Origin of the sequence: Paenibacillus violae, from assembly GCF_032461945.1 — a bacterium.
Lineage (GTDB): Bacteria > Bacillota > Bacilli > Paenibacillales > NBRC-103111 > Paenibacillus_E > Paenibacillus_E violae.
Window position 1 is genome coordinate 14,408 of record NZ_JAWCUD010000023.1, and the last position, 17,369, is coordinate 31,776.

At 49.2% G+C, this 17,369-nt stretch carries 16 protein-coding genes and 1 other annotated feature; of the genes, 5 read left to right on the forward strand and 11 right to left on the reverse strand.

Features of this window, described 5'->3' with window-relative positions; translation table 11 throughout:
• Window positions 1–7 precede the first annotated feature (7 nt).
• Window positions 8–1,312, reverse strand: coding sequence for an RNA polymerase factor sigma-54 (rpoN, locus tag RQP52_RS35230; protein ID WP_315956115.1), 1,305 nt, complete (start codon window positions 1,310–1,312; stop codon window positions 8–10).
• 223 nt (window positions 1,313–1,535) lie between these two features.
• Here rpoN and RQP52_RS35235 point away from each other — a divergent pair, with 223 nt between their 5' ends.
• Entirely contained in the window at window positions 1,536–2,225 is a 690-nt protein-coding gene (locus RQP52_RS35235; protein WP_315956116.1) for a 3D domain-containing protein, read from the forward strand.
• Window positions 2,226–2,515: 290 nt separating this feature from the next.
• Here the strand turns inward: RQP52_RS35235 and RQP52_RS35240 are convergent, their stop codons facing one another.
• Both RQP52_RS35240 and RQP52_RS35245 read right to left on the reverse strand, forming a co-directional pair.
• Window positions 2,516–3,784 (reverse strand): FAD-dependent oxidoreductase, encoded by a 1,269-nt coding sequence (locus RQP52_RS35240; RefSeq protein WP_315956117.1) that lies wholly within the window; start codon window positions 3,782–3,784, stop codon window positions 2,516–2,518.
• Window positions 3,785–3,913: 129 nt separating this feature from the next.
• Window positions 3,914–4,783, reverse strand: a complete 870-nt coding sequence (locus RQP52_RS35245) for an AraC family transcriptional regulator (RefSeq protein ID WP_315956118.1) — start codon at window positions 4,781–4,783, stop codon at window positions 3,914–3,916.
• 131 nt (window positions 4,784–4,914) lie between these two features.
• On the opposite strand from RQP52_RS35245, the gene RQP52_RS35250 reads away from it, so the two are divergent.
• Window positions 4,915–5,835 carry a phosphotriesterase family protein gene (locus RQP52_RS35250; RefSeq protein WP_315956119.1) on the forward strand — a complete coding sequence of 307 codons (921 nt, stop codon included), beginning with the start codon at window positions 4,915–4,917 and terminating at the stop codon, window positions 5,833–5,835.
• 151 nt (window positions 5,836–5,986) lie between these two features.
• Here the strand turns inward: RQP52_RS35250 and RQP52_RS35255 are convergent, their stop codons facing one another.
• The 3 genes from RQP52_RS35255 to RQP52_RS35265 form a co-directional block, all read right to left on the reverse strand.
• Entirely contained in the window at window positions 5,987–7,480 is a 1,494-nt protein-coding gene (locus RQP52_RS35255; protein WP_315956120.1) for a glycoside hydrolase family 32 protein, read from the reverse strand.
• Between the two features lie 153 nt (window positions 7,481–7,633).
• Complete coding sequence (locus RQP52_RS35260; protein WP_315956121.1) at window positions 7,634–7,822, reverse strand: hypothetical protein; 189 nt, start codon at window positions 7,820–7,822, stop codon at window positions 7,634–7,636.
• Entirely contained in the window at window positions 7,819–8,073 is a 255-nt protein-coding gene (locus tag RQP52_RS35265) for a TroA family protein (protein ID WP_315956122.1), read from the reverse strand. The genes RQP52_RS35260 and RQP52_RS35265 overlap by 4 nt, the downstream gene beginning before the upstream one ends.
• A gap of 105 nt (window positions 8,074–8,178) precedes the next feature.
• On the opposite strand from RQP52_RS35265, the gene RQP52_RS35270 reads away from it, so the two are divergent.
• Window positions 8,179–8,739, forward strand: a complete 561-nt coding sequence (locus RQP52_RS35270; protein ID WP_315956123.1) for a DJ-1/PfpI family protein — start codon at window positions 8,179–8,181, stop codon at window positions 8,737–8,739.
• 98 nt (window positions 8,740–8,837) lie between these two features.
• Here the strand turns inward: RQP52_RS35270 and RQP52_RS35275 are convergent, their stop codons facing one another.
• Window positions 8,838–9,176, reverse strand: a complete 339-nt coding sequence (locus RQP52_RS35275) for a winged helix-turn-helix transcriptional regulator (RefSeq protein ID WP_315956124.1) — start codon at window positions 9,174–9,176, stop codon at window positions 8,838–8,840.
• Between the two features lie 159 nt (window positions 9,177–9,335).
• Here RQP52_RS35275 and RQP52_RS35280 point away from each other — a divergent pair, with 159 nt between their 5' ends.
• Window positions 9,336–10,049 (forward strand): SDR family oxidoreductase, encoded by a 714-nt coding sequence (locus tag RQP52_RS35280; protein WP_315956125.1) that lies wholly within the window; start codon window positions 9,336–9,338, stop codon window positions 10,047–10,049.
• 129 nt (window positions 10,050–10,178) lie between these two features.
• Here RQP52_RS35280 and ileS read toward each other — a convergent pair whose 3' ends face one another.
• Window positions 10,179–13,259 (reverse strand): isoleucine--tRNA ligase, encoded by a 3,081-nt coding sequence (gene ileS / locus RQP52_RS35285; protein WP_315956126.1) that lies wholly within the window; start codon window positions 13,257–13,259, stop codon window positions 10,179–10,181.
• A gap of 49 nt (window positions 13,260–13,308) precedes the next feature.
• Window positions 13,309–13,562, reverse strand: a binding site (T-box leader).
• A 177-nt stretch (window positions 13,563–13,739) separates the two neighbouring features.
• On the opposite strand from ileS, the gene RQP52_RS35290 reads away from it, so the two are divergent.
• Window positions 13,740–14,726 carry a GNAT family N-acetyltransferase gene (locus tag RQP52_RS35290; protein WP_315956127.1) on the forward strand — a complete coding sequence of 329 codons (987 nt, stop codon included), beginning with the start codon at window positions 13,740–13,742 and terminating at the stop codon, window positions 14,724–14,726.
• Between the two features lie 183 nt (window positions 14,727–14,909).
• Here the strand turns inward: RQP52_RS35290 and RQP52_RS35295 are convergent, their stop codons facing one another.
• From RQP52_RS35295 to phnC, 3 genes are read right to left on the reverse strand one after another with little or no spacing between them, the layout of a single operon-like run.
• Window positions 14,910–15,776, reverse strand: a complete 867-nt coding sequence (locus tag RQP52_RS35295) for a PhnE/PtxC family ABC transporter permease (RefSeq protein WP_315956128.1) — start codon at window positions 15,774–15,776, stop codon at window positions 14,910–14,912.
• A gap of 1 nt (window position 15,777) precedes the next feature.
• Window positions 15,778–16,563, reverse strand: a complete 786-nt coding sequence (locus RQP52_RS35300; RefSeq protein WP_315956129.1) for a PhnE/PtxC family ABC transporter permease — start codon at window positions 16,561–16,563, stop codon at window positions 15,778–15,780.
• Window positions 16,553–17,341 carry a phosphonate ABC transporter ATP-binding protein gene (gene phnC / locus RQP52_RS35305; protein WP_315956130.1) on the reverse strand — a complete coding sequence of 263 codons (789 nt, stop codon included), beginning with the start codon at window positions 17,339–17,341 and terminating at the stop codon, window positions 16,553–16,555. Before phnC ends, RQP52_RS35300 begins: the two co-directional genes overlap by 11 nt.
• Between the last annotated feature and the right edge of the window lie 28 nt (window positions 17,342–17,369).

A 17,369-nucleotide genomic window follows, 5' to 3' on the forward strand; every position in this document is an offset into this window, starting at 1 on the left:
AGGTTAACTATATGCGTTTCCTTCTCAAGGAAGAAGAAATGCCGAGCTCCTCCCGATATTTCGTCACTGTGCGGCGTGAGATCTGGATGCCTTCCTGCTTCAGCAGCACTGTCAACTTCTGATCCGAGTATGGCTTAGCAGGGTTTTCGCCACGAATCCACTCCTTTAATCTGGCTTTGACACGCTCGGAGGATGCTGCTTCTCCACAGTCTTTGAGCAAGCCTGATGGAAAAAAGTGCTTGAGCTCGAAGATGCCCCAAGGCGTTTGAGCATATTTGCCGGCTGTGGCGCGGCTGACTGTCGATTCATGCATGCCGAGCTTATCGGCAATGTGTTTCAAGGTCATCGGCTTGATATAGGCCGTCCCCTTCCAAAAAAACTCGCTTTGTTCCTCGGCGATGGCCTGAGCCACACGATAAATCGTCTTTCGGCGCTGCTCCAGGCACCTTAAGAAAAACATCGCCGATTGTAACTTGCCGGTTAGAAAGCGAGCGGCTTCGTTCGCATCTTTTCCCTCCTTCACAAGTCGCTCATAATAGCCATTCATCGATAGACGGGGCAGCGCTGCCTGATGAGTGAACACGGCAAGCCTGCCGCCTGACTTTTCAATGATCACCTCCGGTATGATATAGTGAATGGCTTCCGTATGAAAGGCAGCCCCTGGCCTGGGATTTAGCCCCTTAATCACGGCTACAGCTGCATGAATTTCTTGCGGCGAAGCTTGCAGATGCTGCGATAGTTTGTGAATGTGATAATCGGCAACATCCTTCAAATGATTGCGAATGAGTATGGCGACGAGCGGAAAGCTTTCCGCCAAGGATTGTACCTGCAAAAGCAGGCATTCGCGCAAATTTCTCGCCCCTACACCGGCAGGCTCAAAACTTTGCAGAATCGTAAGAGCTTGCTCCACCAGCTCACGTTCCACTTTCAAAACATCCGAAATTTCACTGATCGAAGAGGTCAGATAGCCATTGCTATCCACATTTCCAATCATAAAAATGACAATGCGGCGCACGGCTTGCGGCACTTTTTTCATGAAGAATAACTGCTCCTTCAAATGCCTTTCCAGAGACACCTCATTCGACGCGGCATGGTGCAGCGGATCGTAGGGAGCGTCGCCATCCCTCGTACGGGTAGGGCGAGCGGGAGCATCGACCGTCCGCTCGTTAGCGGAGGCGAACTCCAATACCGGATTCTCATTCATCTCCTGCTGAACAACCTCCAGCAATTCCGGTGTCGAGAGCTGCAGAATCGATATCGCTTTGCGCAGCTGCGGCGTGAGCCGCATTTTCGCCGACTGTTGTTGAAACATTCCGTATCCTGGGCGCATGAACATCATTCCTTTAGGTTGTTGCTATAGTGTATTCACGCAAGGACGAACGTTTGCCAATCTGTCTGTAAACAGCAAAAAAGCCCGTAAAAGGACCTTTTGCGGGCTTTAATCTAGTAATTTTTCATAGAATACGTATAGAAAAATATAAATTTGACGAGTCTAGTAGCTATAACTCTATTAACTTTTTTGAGGAGGAGCTATGATGTTTCTAAGAATCTTGTTTACGACTCTGACAATTCCTTTGTTAGTAAGTTTATGGCTTACTGGTAAAGCCTATTCCTACCCAGGCAGCGATGAAAATATGGAACTCCCGCCATCTTACAGTTTTGTATCAAATGCAGTCGAACCTGAAACCACTACCACTACCGCCGCTACCGCGCTGCCAACAACGCAGTATCAGGTTAACCGGGGAGATACCTTGTTCAAAATCGCTCGTGACTTTGAAGTGGATGTGAACGACCTGATGGCAGCCAACGGAATTAGTGATCCGCGCGGCCTGACCATTGGACAAACCCTGAATGTTCCTTCAAGTGGAACAGCGCCTGCCACGCAAACACAGCCAAAAATCATTAAAAAAGTAATCAACACCACATTGACAGCCTATACAGCGGGTTTCGAATCGACCGGTAAAAAGGCCTCCCATCCCATGTACGGCATCACCTTCAGCGGGTTAAAAGCCAAGGAGGGGCGGACGATCGCCGTCGATCCAGCCGTCATTCCACTAGGTTCCACTGTATTCATTGAGGGAATCGGCATTCGCAAAGCCGAAGATATCGGCTCGGCGATTCGCGGTTCGAGAATTGATGTGTTCATGAACGATTTGAGTCAGGCGCAGGAATTCGGCGTGAAGAAAAACGTGAAAGTTTATGTGCTGAACCGGGAGAATATCTAGTTTGCTAGAAAGGCGAGCGGAAAAGTGAAGTGGGTTTAGGGGAACTACAGGCCGCTATTTCTATGAAAAGGCACGTTTCCGGCTTGTCAGGGGAACTACGTTCCCCTATTTTGACCATTTCAGCTGAAAAATGTGTCATGGGAGGCGAATAACGCCCTGTAGTTCCGCTAAGTGGGGAAATCGCTCGATTCTCACCAAATAAGGGATCTCAGTTCCTCTAACTGAAGCCTTGGCGGATTTATCGTAGAAAACCCCGACGGAGTTTAGTCCGTCAGGGTTTTTATGTTCGTCTACGAATACGATGCAAGCTTATGAAATACAACGTTCATCTCACGTAGTCCCTCATGCAGCGCATCGATGGATACATCGCGAATGACGCAGGTTTCGTCCAAAGCGATGGAAGCAGCAATTCCCGCTGCCTGCCCCAACGCGTAGCAAGTAGGCTGCACACGCATGGATGACATCGCGACATGCGTTGCGGATATGGAACGGCCGGCGACGAGCAAATTGTCCACGTCTTCGGGCACCATGCAGCGATATGGAATATCGTAGCCGCTGACTTTGCGTTCGTCGGTGGTCTTTTTGCCATCGGGGCTGTGAATGTCGATCTCGTAGTTCGTCTGGGCGACCACGTCTTGGAATCGGCGGCCCTCCACCACATCCTGCTCCGTCAGTGTGTACAACCCCTGAATCTGGTTCGTTTCCCTCACGCCAACCTGATTGGCCACGTGCGAAAGCGCATAGGTCTCAAAACCATTCCGCTGCAAATAATGCACGATGGAAAATACCTGTCTCAGCGCCTCGGTTTCCGCGTAGTTGATGTCTTTGATGTTCGCGCCGTTGCCTTTGACCCGCGTCATGTTCACCAGGAGCTGGCCGTCCTTGTTGCGCTCCCAATACAGATGGCGTCCCTGTGGCAGATCGGACACTTTTTCATAATAATAGCAGCCTTCCGGCAGGATCGGAGTTACGGTCTTGCCTGTGTTCTGCATCATAAACATAAGCGTCATCGGCTGGGTCAGCCCATCCCCGTCTCTTCCCGACGTATGAGGCACCCCGGCATCGAGTGCGACTCTGGCATCCCCGGTGCAGTCTATGAATTGCTTAGCCTCAAAAGCCTTCAATCCTTCGCGTGTAGACGCAATTACAGCTTCTAAGCGAGTTCCGTCCTTGACCGCCCCAACGAATTCGGTATGGTAGATGACCTCTACGCCTTCTTTTTTCATTTTCTCATTTAAATAATGCCTTAGCTCAAAAGGCGAATATTGCGGGGCAATGGACGTATCATGATGCTCCGGCAAATATTCGGCCAGCACATCGGCAATCATCTCACGGTAAATGCCCGTCACGTTCCCAATCGGCATAAAAATGCTCACATTCCCCAAGGTGCCCATACCGCCAAGCTGCCCTGATTTTTCGAGCAAAATGACTTTCTTGCCTCTTCTTGCCGCCGAAATCGCAGCCGCCGTTCCCGCAGGTCCTCCTCCGATAACGACGATATCAGCGCGATCATAAGTCTCTATCTGTCTTTGAAAATCATACGTTCGTTTGTCACTCATTTTCCGCCTTCGCTCCCTTCTATTTTGGCCCATGCTTCAAAAAGTTTCTAGTTCTATGGCTTCATTATAGGGAGCTTTGGACCGCCTGGCTTTGTCAAAATGCATAGTAAATGTATCAAAACGTCTTTTTTATGGATGGCGTCTGATTTGACTTGGCGGGTATCCGAAGCGAAGCTTATACATCTTGGAAAAATGGTGAACGCTCGAAAATCCGCAGCTGTCCGCTATATCTTGAAGCGGAAAATCCGTTCCACGGAGCAGGTCGGTCGCGTAATCAAGACGCAGCTTGAGCAGAAATTGATGAGGGGACACTCCGAATTGCGAGCGAAAATGCAAGGAGAAATAAGAGCGGGACATGAGCGCCTTATGTGCCATTTCCTCCACAGTCAGCGGTTCCGACAACCGGTACTGCATATAGGCCGGCACCCAACTAAGCGAGGTAGAGCGGCTATGCTCGGAGGTATCGCGGGTTGTGTATTCTTTTAACAATTCCAGCACAATCTCTGTGGCGTGGACTTGTGCTTGAAGAAGGTCGATTGCATTTTTGCGGCCCCAATGCGCTATTGCTTGCTGCAGAGTGTCCAACATCCATTCGTGCCTCGAAAGCTTCAATAGATAAGGGATGGAGATATCCGCAAATGTTTTCAGGCTTGGCTGCAGAGGAACTGAATCTGGGTTAAAACCATGATCGATCGGCACAATCATTTCCGGACGAGCATCGACTTGAGAGGGGAACAGATCCATGTGCAAAGACATCAGCCAAACCGGCGCTTCGGATTCCATCTGATGCACAATGCCCGGCTGCACGAAGATGAACTGCCCCTGATTCACCTCATAGAGCGCCCCTTCTGCTTGAAGGCGAAAGGACCCTTCCTGTACGTAAAGCAGCATGTAGTCGGTAATAATTCTGGGCGGCGTTTTCCATTGTTGAAAATGCAACAGGTCCGCATAGCGAATGTACGGCTGCAGCTCATGATTTAAAATCGAATCGGCGGACATGCGGATTCTCCGTTCTTCAATATTTTCCTGATGATTCTATTGTAAAAGAATAACAGGGTGTTGCCTACTCCAACCGGTCCACTATAGACTATAGGAGAGTAAAATCAAGGATCAAGGGGGATATCGATACTATGCTGCAGACCGTAACAGGGCTTATCAACGAAAAAGAAGCCGGAACGATTCTCGTCCACGAGCATGTCCTAGTTGGATTTGTCGAAGATGGCAAGTTAACTCCGAACGATTACGACCGCGATGAAGTCGTTGCCTCCATCTTGCCGCTCCTGCTGCAGTTGAAGGAGGCTGGCTGCTCAACATTCGTAGATTGTGCGCCGGAGTATTTGGGGCGTGACCCCTATGTTTTAAAAGACCTGTCTGCCCAGTCCGGTCTGCATCTCGTGACGAACACCGGCTTTTATAAGGCACCTTATTTGCCGTCTTTCGTTTATCAAACCACGGAGCGTGAGCTATCCGATCTATGGATTCGCGAGGCGCAAAACGGCATTGGAGATAGCGGTGTCTACCCTGGCTATATCAAAATCGCTCTAAACGACGGAACGTCGATCAATGAGACGCAGCAAAAAATATTGCGGGCCGCTATTCGCACCTCCTTTGAAACCGGATTGCCGATTCAATGTCATACCATCGGCGGGGATACCGCCCTACACGCGGGCGAAATCATGAGAGAAGCAGGCTTCGGCCTGGAGCGCTTCATCTGGGTGCATGCCCAAACCGGCAAGGATTTGACAGTCCATCAACGACTGGCGGATGAGGGCATGTGGATTTCGATTGATTCCATTCTGCCAGGCACCTATGACAAGCATGTGGAATTACTGCAGCAGCTCCGGAATCATGGTATAAGCAGCGAGCAAATTCTACTTTCACAAGACACAGGTTGGTACACGGTTGGCGAGGAGAAAGGCGGCAATCTTCGGCCTTATCACCACCTGCTGACTGATTTCCTCCCTTATGCGGCTCAGCAAGGATTGGATCTGAATTGGCTTACACAGTGCGTAACCCGGAATGCTTATCAGGCGATGCGTGTACGGAATTAGAATGCACAAAAACCAGCAGCCCTTTACATGGGTTTGCTGGTTTTTGTGTTAAGGGAGCTTGTGTCCGCTATTTGCGCAGAATCCGTGTAAATCCGCGTTCCTGCCCCATGTGCCAGGAAGTGAGGAGCGAGGAGCTCAAACCAATCTAATCCTACCCCAACACCCAAGCGTCCAAGCTCTCGAGATGAGCTTCGCCCTTCTCGGCAAACAGCTTGATACCCAGGCTAGCCGCCGCAGGGTAAATCCGGTTCGTGACGGTTTTCACTCCGTCATTTGCGAAGAGCTCGACCGACGAGCGGTCGAGGAACAGATGCAGCCTCACGCGTCCGTCCGCCATCGGCGTTAACGGAGCTTCGCTCACACCCGCTTCGCCTGCGCCGGAGCGCGTGCGATCCACGCTGAGCTTGCGCTCAGCGGCTGAATAGACCACCTTCGTGTACTCGGTACCGTCCTCGGAGCAGCGAAGCAGCAAGCCGAATTCTGCTGCGCCTCCGGCTTTGGCCACATCAAAAACGGCGATTAGCTCAAGCGTATCGCCATGCACACCCGCCAGCGTCACTTCCGTATCCGCGCCTATTGACAGACCATTCACGCGTTGATGAGCCCCGCGTAAAGCCTGCAATTCCGCCACGGGTTCCATCCGCAGCGTACCATCCGCGTTAAGCTTCAACTCGCGCGGCAAGGTAAATGCGCCCATCCAGCCCCGCTCCTGCTCAGGCATCTTGGCCCCCCAAATGTTTATCCAGCCTTGGAGGATGCGCCGGCCCTGCCCGTCCATGAACGTCTGCGGGGCGTAGAAGTCAAACCCGTAATCCAGCCGCTCCTTATAGCCATAGCTGAATTGACCGGTCTCATAGTTTAATTTGCCGGTTAGGTACATCGTCTTCGTCGTTCCCATATTCATCGGGGAAATGACCAGCACATAATCGTCCCCACTCCCTAACGGGAAGAGATCCGGACACTCCCACATATCCCCCATCGTTCCGTCGCTCTCCGCAGCCACTCCAAGGTGACGCCATTCCCGTAAATTCTCTGACGTATACAATTGCACTTTACCCAAGCCGTCTTTCCCAAATCCGACCACCATGTACCATGCCCCTGCATGCCGCCACACCTTCGGGTCCCGGAAACCGAGACCGCCTTCCTCCGGAGCCCCCGCAATGACCGGGTTGCCAGCCTCTTTACGGAAGTTCAATCCGTCCGTGCTAGTGGCGAGACACTGCACCTCCACGGGGGTGCGTCCGTCAACATGCCCTGTATAAATTAACGTGAGATGACCGTTATCGTCCACTGCGCTGCCTGACCAGCAGCCATGGCCGCTATTTTCTCCTGTGTCGTAAACTTCCGAAGGCGCTAACGCGACCGGGAGATGTTCCCAGTTCACTAAATCTTTACTTTTGGCGTGTCCCCAGTGCATGGGTCCCCATTTGGCTTCATACGGATAATGCTGATAAAACGCATGGTACTCATCTTTATAAAAGATAAGGCCATTCGGATCGTTCATCCAGCCTGCAGGAGGCATCAAATGATAGCTGAGTCTGTAACTGTCTTCCTCAAGCTCATCCACCTTTTGCTTCAAAAATGCATTCGCTTGCTCCACTCGTTCCTCGTGCGCCTTAATTCGCTCTACCGCTTGCTGATCCATGTTTTCTCCTCCTGTCACGCATGTGCCAAATGTCTAACACCTCATCAAACAAATTCTCCATCTCCCCTTTGCTAACCTTCATGTATAAAACAAAAAGCCGCCTCATCCAGTTAAGGTAAGGCGGCAGCAGCTTGTCGCTGCCAAGCAAGCTCTTTATTTTGCACTCTTCACCAACATATCCGTAATCAAATCCGCTTGTCCCAGAATGGAGATTGGATCGTAGTGCAGGAATGTTTTGTAGTCCAGCATATGGACTTTGTTGTTTTTCACAGCAGGAAGTGTCTTCCAGATCGGGCTCTCAAGAATCTCCTTCACCTGCGCTTCTGTCGTGCCTTCGTTCATGCAGATAAAAATGTGATCGACATTCGCATAACTTCTCCGCCACGACCATAGTTATCGCCAAGGAAGGAAATCTTTTTCTCCCGGACGTTAATGATAACCGCTGTTTCGCCTTCTTTCACCGCACCTTTGATTTTCTCACGGTTTTCTTTGGCCTTCTGCTCATATTTGGCGAGCCATTGTTCCGCTTCCTTCTGTCTTACGCAGCAACGACACGCTTGGGCTCTGCCGGGAAGCCGTCCATACACATTCATGACGAGAACATTCGACAATTCGTGTCAAATTCCACCCGTTTACATCGTTACGAGGTTTCTTCATAATTGATTATGGGTTACCATTCATTTCCAAGGAGTGATACGATGTCAAAGAAAATCTTAATTCTTACCGGTGATGCTGCAGAAGTTTTAGAGGTATATTATCCTTATTTTCGTGTGCTAGAAGAAGGATATGAGGCTGTTATTGCTGCACCGACGAAAAAAGTGCTTCATACCGTCGTCCATGATTTTATCGATGGCTGGGAGACCTACACAGAGAAGCCAGGGCATTTGCTGCCGTCACACATCGCTTTTGCTGATGTAGATCCAAGTCAATATGATGGACTAATCATTCCTGGGGGCAGAGCGCCGGAGTACATTCGGTCCAATGAGCACGTCCCGCGCATTCTTCGCCATTTTCTTGAAGCTGACAAGCCGCTTGGCGCTATCTGCCATGCTGCGCAAGTATTCTCCGCGTTAAAAGATAACCATTACTTTGAAGGCCGTACAATGACAGCCTATACAGCCTGCCGTTTGGATGTCGAGCAGCTTGGAGCTAAGTATGCGGCGGATACGCTGCATGTGGATGGAAAGTTAGTCTCGGGTCATGCTTGGCCAGATTTGCCGGGCTTCATGCGTGAGTTTTTGAAATTAATTGCAAAATAATTTACATAAAAGAGGGAGGATCCAAGCTGTAAAGTTTGGGCCCCCTCGTTAAATATTCGTGCTTGATCCCTCCCAACATCTCCTCGAAGGCGTCCAAGTCACAAGTCCAGTCCAAATCTCTTCAATTCTATAAATACACCTTCCAAGCGTTTGCCTTTCTCCGTTAACCAATATTCAACTCGGGGCGGAACCTCCGGGTACACCTTTCTTTCAACCAGCCCGTTTTCTTCTAACTCCTTTAGGCGGAGCGAAAGTGTTTTGGGGCTAATCCCCTCCATTGATCTCAAAAGATCACTAAACCGCAACGTGCCTTCAATGAGCAGGTCACGAATAATTAAAAAAGTCCATTTTGTTCCGATGACGTCCAGCGTTTTGGCAATTGGGCATAACTCGCCGGGTGTTCCTTTATTCAAAACAACGGGTTCTTGAACGGACATAACAATAGCCTCCTCAAAAAATATATTGGGATAAACCCAACATTAGCACATTACTTCCTTTTTGGAAACTATATGAAATTAATATCACTACTTCCCTAATGGAATTAACTACATATACAATAGCGCTATAACCACTAGTAAACATTAGGAGGAGTGTTCATGTTACACAATCAGAGAATTGTCATTATTGGCGGAAGTTCAGGTATTGGACTGGAGACTGCCAAAAAAGCCGTTGTGCTTGGCGCCCAAGTCATCATTGCCAGCCGTTCGGAGGAAAAGTTGTACAAAGCCAAAGAACTGCTTGGATCCCAAGCGCAAGTGTATGTGCTCGATACGACAGAGGAAGATGAGGTTCAAACGTTTTTTAAAAAGGTCGGCAGCTACGAACATCTTGTCGTAAGTGCGGCCGAAACATCCGGCGGCTCCTTCCTCCAGTCAGAAACAAAACAAGCGCGGAACTTATTCGAAAACAAATTCTGGGGCCAGTACCACGCAGCGAAATATGGAGCCCATACCCTTTCCCCAAATGGTTCTATCACGTTATTCTCCGGCGTAGTCGGTTACAAACCAACCGTGGGATCTGCCGCACTAGGCGCGGTGAATGCAGCAATCTCAAACTTTGGTCAAACCTTAGCGCTCGAGCTAGCGCCTATCCGTGTGAATATCGTTTCGCCGGGCATTATTGATACGCCTGCTCGCAGTAAGATGACTGAAGAAGCACGTAATCAATTTTATGAAAAGGTGGGAAGTAAGCTACCTGTGCAACGGGTTGGGCTTGCTGAGGATGTTGCTCAAAGCGTCCTGTATTTGATCCAAAATTCGTTCGTAACGGGAACTGTACTCCATGTCGATGGCGGACATCGATTAACCTAATAGGACAAAGACCAGTCCAAACACGTAGGTGTTAGACTGGTCTTTGTTTATCCACCCTCTCTAGAGGGAACTATATTCCTTTATTTTCAACAAGGCAGCTTCCCAAGTAGCAGCCCCCACAAGCGCTAATTACTCAATGAGCAACAAGCATTGATAACCACCGAACGAAATATCCTCCATATTCGCAGCCTGAGCATATTTGATTTCTGAGAGAAGCACGTTCTCGCGCAAAACATGATCAAAGCGCTCAATCGCAGCTCGGAGAGGAGCATCAACATGCAGCGTCAGAATGACGCGTTTTTCAATCGGCAAATCCAATTTCTTGCGATAATCCTGAATGCCGCGGATCACTTCACGAACAAGACCTTCTTGTTCCAGCTCCTCCGTTAGGTTCGTATTCAACGCGACGTTGATATGGTACCCCGTCGCAGAGGCAAATCCTGCTTTACCTTGCTTTTCCACAAGCAGCTCATCCAGCGTAAGATGAATCGTTTCTCCGTCTAAGTTGACGTCCACATAACCGCAGTCGACGGCCCTTTTAGCTTCAGCAGCAGAAAGCTGTTTCAAGGCATTTTGCAAAGGACCGACGAATTTGCCGTATTTCTTGCCCGCCGCTTTCAAATTCAATTTCAAATAATAGTCGACGAAGGTGCTTTCGCTCGTCTCCAAACGAATCTGTTTCACGTTAATTTCATCTTGGATGATGGCTTCGAACCGGCTCAAATGAAATTCACGGTCCAGCGAAACGATCAGCTCCGACAAAGGTTGGCGCGTTTTGATTCCGACCTCGTTGCGTATGTTGCGCGCCAGCTCAACAATTTGTCGAGCCGTAGCCATATCGTTTTCAAGTGTCGTATCGATTGCAGCTTCGTTCACTTTCGGGTAATCGGTCAAATGAACACTTCCTTCGCCGCCAAGGTTACCGTAAATATCCTCCGCGATGAGCGGGATATAAGGGGCAGCCATTTGTGCTAAGGTGACTAGAACTTCGCGAAGCGTTTGGTAGGCGGCAACTTTATCTTCGGTCATTTCACTGCCCCAGAAACGGTCGCGCGAGCGGCGAATGTACCAATTGCTTAGCTCATCTACAAAGGCTTCCATGTGCTTGGCCGGGTTCAGAAAATCGTAATCCTCCAGCCCCTTCACCACGTTCTGAAGGGTCGTGTTCAACCTGGAGAGTATCCACCGATCTAACTCGTTCTTTGAAGCTTGCTGCGGATGGTCTTCGGCATTGTATTGATCAATGATGGCATACAACGAGTAAAAAGCGTGTGTATTATTGATCGTATCTACGACTTTAGACTTCGCTTCGGCTACAATTTGCTTCGAGAATCGCTTACTGTTCCACGGTGCGCTGTCTGCAAGCAGAGCCCAACGGAAGGTATCCGCGCCGAATTCTTCAATGATTTCCCAAGGGTCAATCACATTCCCTTTGCTCTTGGACATTTTCAATCCATTCTCATCCAAAACATGACCGGTTGAAATTACCCCTTTGTAAGGCAGCTTGCCATTATACAAAGTAGAGACGGCCATCAAGCTGAAAAACCAGCCGCGCGTTTGGTCAATGCCTTCGCAGATCATATCAGCCGGATACTGATCCTCGAACTGTTTCTCGTCACCGAACGGATGATGATATTGAGCGAATGGCATCGAGCCGCTATCGAACCACACATCGATCACTTCCGGCGTCCTTTCCATGGTTCCGCCGCAGGAGCAGCGCAATTTTACAGCGTCTACATAGGGCTTATGAAGCTCCAGACTATCATCGATAGGCGTGATGGATTTTTCATACAGGTCTTTCCTGCTGCCTGGCGCATACTCTGCCCCGCAATCCTGACAAAGCCAGAGGTTCAGCGGTGTGCCCCAATAGCGGTTTCGACTGATATTCCAATCGACCAGTTCCTCAAGGAACTTCCCGAAACGGCCTTCGCGGATATGGGCCGGGTACCAGTTCACTTGGCTGTTGTTCGCAAGGAGCTGGTCCTTCACAGCCGTCGTTTTGATAAACCAGCTTTCCATTGCATAGTAGAGAAGCGGAGTTTTGCAGCGCCAGCAGAAAGGATAGCTGTGCTCATAACGTTCCTTGGCAAACAATAGACCGCGTTCCGACAAGCTTTTGACAATATCCACATCGCAATCCTTCACAAAACGTCCGGCAAAGTCGACAACCTCATCCGTATACCGTCCGGCAAGATTCACCACATTTACGAAATCCAGGTTATGCTGACGGCATGTGAGGTAGTCATCCTCCCCGTGTGCAGGCGCGATATGAACGATACCGGTACCACTTGAGTCACTGACGTAATCCGCATCGACAACGATATGCCCTCGGTTCACAGTGATATAGCCAAAAGGCGGCTCATAGGAGGTCCCGACGAATTCCTCCCCTTTGTGCGTAGAAAGGATCTCATAGTTCTCTTTCAATACTTTTTCAGCAAGATTTTTGGCAATGACGTAGACTTTGCCGTTTTGTTTGGCTTTCACATAGTCGATGTCCTTGTTTACCGCAAGTGCAACGTTCGCTGGAAGCGTCCATGGCGTCGTCGTCCAGGCAAGGAATATTTCCGGCCCTTTCGTGCTGCGAAACTCGACTGTCGCGCTCAAATCCTTGACATCCTCATAACCTTGAGCCACCTCGTGCGAGCTGAGCGTCGTCTGGCAATCCGGACAATAAGGGCTGACCCGGTGTCCCTTGTAGAGGAGTTCTTTTTTATGAATTTCGGATAAAATGTGCCAGACGCTCTCGATGTAATCATTCGTTAACGTCACATAGGGATGATCCATGTCTGTCCAGTAGGCGATTGCTTCTGTCAATTCCCGCCACTGCTTCTCGTATTCGAAGACGCTGACTTTGCACTTCTCAACAAATTCGGCTATCCCGTATTTCTCGATTTCTTGTTTTCCCGAAATGCCCAACTGCTTCTCCACGCCAAGCTCAACGGGAAGGCCATGTGTATCCCAGCCGGCTTTTCGCACGACACGGTAACCTGACATTGTTTTGTACCGGCCGATAAAATCCTTAATGACACGTCCGAGCACGTGACCGATATGCGGTTTTCCGTTGGCTGTAGGCGGTCCTTCATAGAAGACGAAGTTCGGTTTATCATTCCGATGATCGATTGATGCGCGGAATGTTTCGTTTTGTTGCCATTGATTCAGGATGCGCAGCTCGCGAGCCCTTGCTTTTTCTTTTACATCTACTTTTCTCATCCAGGACATCCTCTCCAATTTTAAAATAAAAACAAAAAAATCCCGTCCCATAAGGGACGAGATTATATCTCGCTATACCACCCTTGTTCCGATTGATCCATAACTCGATCCTCGGCACCTCCGCCAACGTACCATCATACGCGCCCCATGTAACGGCAGGATCCCGGGTCAGCTTACTCCAGTGGCTTCAGCTTTCCTTCTCGGAGAGGATTTTGGGCTAAGTCTTGAACGTTGGCTTTCAGCACAGGGCCAACTCTCTGGGGAACAAGGGATTAGCTTACTCGATCTCGTCAATGAATTTACTCAGAACATTCAATTAATTCATTTCTACACCTTTTTAGCTAAATTGTCAAATGAATTAGGGAAAAAGGGCTTGCTGCCGAATCTTTATTTATATCCAGACTTTACCAAGAAGTTCCGCTTCACGGATGGGATAATGACTATATCCGATAGCTTAATTCGAGATGGAGGTAATCATACATGTCAAAGTATACGATTTGCCCAATGCGGCAACCGGACGATTATGCGGCTGTTGCACCCTTGCTGAATTTGATTTGGTCAGAGCCGACAACAGCTGAACGGCTGCAGCGAGACGAGGAAAGCATTCCCCCAGGCAAGCTGCACTACAATGAGGACGGCGAACTGATGGGATGGGACCGTCCCAAATGGGTCGCGGAAGATGAACACGGACAAGTTGTCGGTTACGCGATGGCATGGCGAGCGCCTTGGACGGAGCCCGGGGCCTTAAGTCATACGATCGTCGTTCATCCGAAACATCGCGGGCTTGGGGTCGGAGCAGCCCTATTCGATACGCTTCATCAATGGGCTTGCGAGGTCAGGGCGTCACGATTAATTGATTACATGAGGGAAACGGATGAGAGATCGCTTGCTTTTGCGGAACGTCGAGGCTATGTCAAGGAGCGCCACACGTTTGAATCCGTGCTGGACTTGGCATCGTTCGATGGCGGTTCGCTGCATGATGCGATCAACCAAGCGGAGCAGGCTGGGATTAGATTCATTACGTTAGCGGATGAGCCAGGGGATGCTAGCGAGAATAAGCTTTATGAGCTGTATAAAATCACCCATCCGGATATTCCCGGCTACTCCGGCAGCTTTCCATGGTTCGAAGAATGGAAAAAGTGGACCATCACGCAATCCGGTGTACGTCCGGAGTGGATTCATATCGCCAAGGACGGCGATCGTTACATTGGCGTTGTCACACTCCAGCAGAACGAACAAACACGGGCGATGTATCACGAGTTTACAGGCGTGCTGCCGGAATACCGGGGCCGCCGCATAGCACTCGCTTTGAAGTTGCTCGGCATACAAACAGCGACTGCCTGCGGTGTGCCTTATTTAAGAACACACAACGATTCCATGAACGCCCCCATGCTGCGAATAAACCGTGATCTGCTCGGTTTCCGTGCGGAAGCTGGGAGTTATAAGATGGTGTGTGAACTGAAGTGAGGAAGCTGTGTGCTTTGTCCAAGTGGTGCAATTTCTAGCAATTAACGCCGATGACTCCTGCTAATGTCCGAATCTTTGCAGCGTTTGCCCAATTAGCTTCGGTCTGGCGTCAAGGCCTATGCTGCCAATCAAACATAAAGCGCATTCACCCCAAGGAGTGAATGCGCTTTTTGCTTTATGGGATCACCCATGAACCCTTAGCTTCTTCTTGATTTTTGCTGCAAGCAATTCAAGCAAGATAGCGAATGCAAGGATGAGATACGTGATAGCTCCGATTTCCCTCACATCATAATAGAAGGAACTGGCCATGAACATATCGAATCCGATGCCCCCCGCTCCAGCTGCTGCTCCCATCGCCAGAGCGACTGCGAAGTTGATCTCAAATCGCATAAACGTCCATGAGATCAAATAGGAGACGGACGATGGCAGCACAGCCTGAAACACGATTTGCCACCAATTGGCGCCGCTCGCTTTCAAGGCTTCAATAACCCCTTTGTCCAGTTCCTCGAACGATTCCGAGTACGCTTTGACGAGATAGCTGATGGAGTGGAAAGTCATTCCGATGACAGCCGCGACGCTTCCGAGTCCAGATGCAACAGCAAAAATTAAAACCCATAGAACGGTTGGAACCGCACGAATAAAAGCGACTCCGGCTTTAATGACGATAGATAGTTTAGGATTGGATAAATTGCGAGCTGCCAACAAGCCGAGGAACAGGGCGATGATCGAGCCGAACAATGTCGTCAAGAATGCAAGCCCCAATGTAATGGTCAACTGTTTAATAGCCTCAAAAAAGGTAATATGTTGAAAAAGCGGTTGAAAAAACATGGTTTTAACCGTTTGAGCCGTTAAAGAGGCGGCTTCTACAAGGTTAATGTCCTTATAGTCAAAAGTAACAAATGCAACAACCGTCAATAAAGCCAGGGCAACTAATGTCAGCCGGATTACAAAAGACTGTTTGTTAAAGGGGTTCTTGGGATTCACACTCTTGATGTGACTCCAGCTGGTGTCTTTGTTAGAGACAGCTTTCAAAGATTCTTGAAGGTCCATTTTACAAAATCACCCTCCTAACATACGTAGAAACCGATTCGATGGCGAAAATCGCAAGAACGATAACGATAACGACCAGAGAGGCAGAGCTGTAATTAAGGCCTTTGTAATATAAGCTGAAAAGAAAGCCTATGCCGGTACCCGTCAAGATGCCGATTAATGTTGCCTGACGAATGTTGGTTTCCACCATGAATAGAACCCAGCTGAGCAATTGCGGAATACTGGCAGGAATGACGGATTGAAAAATAATTGGAAAATAACCTGCCCCCGTCGACCTTAAGGCTTCGACAGAGCTATTGCTTACTTCATCGATGGACTCCATAAATGCTCTTGTTAGAAATCCGAATGAGCCGAAAAAGAGCGCGAAATATCCGGTAAGTACATTTTGCCCGAAAGAAATTAACAAAATCATGGACCAAGCAGCCACATCAATGTTGCGAAACAGCGTTGCGATTGAACGGCTTACAAAGCTGAAAACTCCGCCGACACCTGTCGTATGTGAACCCGCAATGGCGAACAACAAGGCAAATACGGCTGCAACGGCGGTTGATGCTATAGACACAAGAATGGTCTCTGATAAGCTGCTAATGATTGCGGGAAGCCGCTTCATCGCTTTTTCATTGGGATAAAAATTGCTGGCCGCCCATTCGGCTGCTTTCGGTATAGAAGTAAAACCTTTGATGACGTTATAGTCTGTAACAACGATAGCGATTAGCGTGATGACCAATAGGAAAGCACAGAAGAGCAGCGTGTTCATGCGCTTTTTGGCAAAGAAGTTATCCCGCATATTTGCCCTCCAGCTCCTCGGCATGCTCTTCAAGCTCCGAGCCGTAAATCAGGGAAAGCTGGTCGCGCTTGATCTGTTTCGGGGAACCATCGTAGACGATAGCTCCCTTGTTCACACCAAGGATTCGATCCGAATACTTAAGCGCTACATCCACCTGATGCAGGTTAACAATGACCGTGATGCCCATATTGGTAGAGATCGTACGCAAGTAATCCATAATGACTTTGGAGGCATTCGGGTCCAAGGAAGCAATCGGCTCGTCGCACAGCAGCATCTTCGGATTCTGCACGAGCGCGCGGGCAATGCCCACTCTTTGCTTTTGCCCACCGCTTAACTGGTCACAACGCTTGTACACCTGATCTTCCAATCCGAGAATACTCAGAATGTCAAAAGCCTGCTTTTTCTCTTCCTTGGAATAAAGCCCCAGAACTCCCTCTAACGTTGACTTGTAGCCAAGACGTCCGTGCAGAACGTTCTCGACTACTGTCAGCCTGTTCACCAAATTGTAATGCTGGAACACCATACCCATCTGCGTTCTCAGCCGTTTCAATTCGTGCTTCTTGAAATTCATAATGTTCGCGCCATCAAAAATGATTTCTCCGCTGCTTGCGTCGATCATCCGATTAATACAGCGAAGGAGGGTTGATTTGCCTGCTCCAGAAGGGCCGATAATTGAAAGGAACTCCCCTTCCTTCACAGTGAAATTAACATCTGATAACGCTCTTGTATCCGCACCGTACTGTTTAGAGACCTGCTTGAATTCCAGTAACGTTGTCATGGTTGCTCCCTTAATCCCTTAGTTGGTT